This window comes from Streptomyces milbemycinicus (assembly GCF_002154605.1).
Lineage (GTDB): Bacteria > Actinomycetota > Actinomycetes > Streptomycetales > Streptomycetaceae > Streptomyces > Streptomyces milbemycinicus.
The window spans coordinates 1-2,942 of sequence record NZ_MUNE01000851.1; the positions used below are offsets into that span (position 1 = coordinate 1).

The 2,942-nt window shown below is 73.5% G+C and carries 3 protein-coding genes; 1 reads left to right on the plus strand and 2 read right to left on the minus strand.

What is annotated here, in order from left to right; genetic code table 11:
• Nucleotides 1-57: 57 nt before the first annotated feature.
• Together CCN51_RS47535 and CCN51_RS47540 are read right to left on the minus strand one after the other, a co-directional pair.
• Nucleotides 58-894 carry an aquaporin gene (locus tag CCN51_RS47535; protein WP_055413895.1) on the minus strand — a complete coding sequence of 279 codons (837 nt, stop codon included), beginning with the start codon at nucleotides 892-894 and terminating at the stop codon, nucleotides 58-60.
• Between the two features lie 115 nt (nucleotides 895-1,009).
• Nucleotides 1,010-1,744 carry an SseB family protein gene (locus CCN51_RS47540; RefSeq protein WP_014175146.1) on the minus strand — a complete coding sequence of 245 codons (735 nt, stop codon included), beginning with the start codon at nucleotides 1,742-1,744 and terminating at the stop codon, nucleotides 1,010-1,012.
• A 96-nt stretch (nucleotides 1,745-1,840) separates the two neighbouring features.
• On the opposite strand from CCN51_RS47540, the gene CCN51_RS47545 reads away from it, so the two are divergent.
• Entirely contained in the window at nucleotides 1,841-2,827 is a 987-nt protein-coding gene (locus CCN51_RS47545; RefSeq protein ID WP_043486450.1) for a serine hydrolase, read from the plus strand.
• Nucleotides 2,828-2,942 lie beyond the last annotated feature (115 nt).

The window sequence follows — 2,942 nt, forward strand, 5'->3', positions numbered from 1 at the left end:
GTGAGCCGCCCGCCGAGCGGGAAGGCGGGAAAGGGCGCAGCCCGCTCGGCGGGCGGCTCACGCGGCCTCCGGCCCCTTGGCCTCCGGTTCGCCCGTCGCGGGCCCCCTGCCGCCGTGCCGTCTGCCCCAGAGCGTATGCGGCCGGGCCCCGGCCACCTGCTCCTCCTCGGCGACCGGCTGCCCGGGGTGGGTGAGCATATGCAGCCCCGCCGCCAGCACCCCGCCGATCATCGGCGCGACCAGGAACAGCCACAGCTGCGAAAGCGCCCCGCCGCCCGCGAACAGCGCCGGGCCCAGGCTGCGCGCCGGGTTCACGGAGGTCCACGTCAGCGGGATGCCGACCAGGTTGACCGCCGTGAGGGCCAGGCCCACCGGCAGCGGCTCCGTGCCGACCAGCGCGACCTTGCTGGTCACCGTGAGGAAGATGAAGACCAGCAGGAACGTCAGCAGCACCTCGGCGAGAAAGGCCCCGCCGCCGCCGATGCCGACGGGCGACCGGCCCCCGTAGCCATTGCTGCCGAACGCGTCGCTGGTCACCAGCCTCGGCACCTGCTTGGCCAGCAGGAAGAGCACCGCCGCGCCCACGATCCCGCCGACCAGCTGTGCCACCCAGTACTCGACGGCCGTACGGATGTCGATGCGCTTGGCCAGCAGCACGCCCAGGGTGACCGCCGGGTTGACATGGCAGCCGGAGATACGGCCGAAGGCGTAAGCGATCGCGATCAAAGTGAAGCCGAAGGCGAACGAGATGCCGACGGCGTTGATGTAGTCGCCCGCGAGGACCAGGGAACCGACACCGAAGAAGACCAGCAGCGCGGTTCCGACGAATTCGGCCACGACCGTTCTCGTGTCTGTCGTTCGCGTCTCCGCTGTATCCGCCGTACTCGTAACCATTGGCGCGCTCCTCATCGGATCGCCAGTTGTCGTCCTTGCATTGTGGGACGAAAGGGGAGATTTCGCCTGTCGGAGATCGCGGAGGTACGGGGCGTCTACAGGGCGGTCGCAGGGCTCAGCGGCTGAACAGCGGCTCCCCCGGCACCGGCGTCCCCGGCGGCAGCAGCGCCAGGTCAAGACCGCGCACCAGCCGGGCCCGCAGCGTCTCGTCCGCGGCCAGGGCCTCCGCGACCCGCCGTACCGTCTCCGGCGCGGGAGCGCCCGGGTCCAGGGTGAGCGCGAGGATCCCGTCCGAGTCCGCGGCGGGCGTCAGATGGGCGCGGAGCACACCGGGCTCGGCGGCCAGCACCGTACGCAGCGCCTCCGCGACCACCGGGTCGGCGAGCGGATCGGCGCTGGTCCGGCCCTCGGCGAGGGCGAGCAGGGCGGGCCCGGTCAGCTGGTACGGCACCGGCCCGGCCAGGTCGAGCACCACGGTGTCCGCCTTCTCGTGCGCGGCGGCCTCCAGCGCCTGCCGCAGCGGTACGGCCACCGGCCGGGCGTCCGCGCGCCAGCGGGCCAGCGTCTCCAGGGAGGTGAAGGCGGGCAGGGCGCGCCGGCCGTCGGGCGCCTGAAGCGTGGGCACCGCCATATCGCTGGTCTTCTCCCGGCGCAGTCCATCCGGGCCCTCCTCGACCTCGCCGAGAAGGGCCACCACCGGCACCAGCAGCCGCGCCCCGGTGAGCGCGCCGAGCACTTCGGGCTCGGCGGAGGGGTCGTCGGCCCAGGCGGCGAGCGCCGCGGTCAGGCGAGGGTCGGCGGAGCCGTCGTCGCCGGAGAAGCCGGGGTCGGGAATGTTCTTGAGCGCCACCCGACGAGGGTATCGGGGGCGGCCGGAGCGATTTCTCACGGGCTCTTAACCTGCCTCTTAACCAGGACGCAGTTCCTCTGCTTAGCGTCGCCCGTCATGGAATCCGGCACTCCGGGGGGCAGAGACAGGGACGGCGCACGCCGCCCGGCCACGCGCCGCCCCGCTCTGTACGCGACCGCCGCGGCACTGGCACTGTTGATCGGTGCAGTCACCGTCGGCGCCCAGGTCCGGGCTCACGACCGGCCGCGGAATGCCGCCGTGCACTCCTCGGCCGCCGCGAGCGGCGGCGGGACCAGGGGAGGGAGCGGCATGGAGCGCGTGGGCAGGGAGAAGAGTGGGGCGACGCCGTCGGCCGCCGCGCTGACGGCGGCCCTGACCGACGCGCTGGACGCCGTGGCGGACGGCACCGAGGGACAGTTCTCGGCCGCGGTCCTGGACACCGGCTCGGCGGCGGGCGCGGTGTACGGCGACGGCGCGTACGACACCGCGAGCATCGTGAAGGTGGACATCCTCGCCGCGCTGCTGCTGCGGGCCCAGGACGCGGGGCGGCGGCTCACGGCCCAGGAGCGCTCGTACGCCACCGTGATGATCCAGAAGAGTGACAACGACGCGGCGACCGCGCTGTGGCAGGAGATCGGCGGCGCGGCGGGGCTCGACGCCGCCAACAAGCGGCTCGGTCTGACGGAGACGCACGGCGGCCAGTCGGGGCGGTGGGGGCTCACCCAGACCACCGCCGCCGATCAGCTCACGCTGCTGCGGGCGGTTTTCGCGACCGGCGCAGAGGGCGACAAGGCGGTGCTCAGCGAGCCGTCCCGCGCCTATATGCAGCAGCTCATGGGGCAGATAGCCGAGGACCAGGCCTGGGGCGTCTCGGCCGCCGCCGACGACGCGACCAGCACGCGGCTCAAGAACGGCTGGCTGCCGCGCAGCGCCACCGGCCTGTGGGTCGTCAACAGCATCGGCCGGGTCACGGCGGGGGGTCGTACGTACCTTGTGGCCGTGCTCTCATGCGGCCACAAGGACATGGACACCGGTGTCGCCCTCGTGGAGTCCGCGGCCCGCGCGGCCGTGGGCATCTTTTAACGCTTTGTAAGGCTTTGAGACCTCAACTGCCGGGCCGGCCGGCGCCGCGCCGCCACCGGGCGAACCCCGCCCCCGGGCCGCGCAGCGGCCCCGACCCGCGCCACAGCGCCACCGC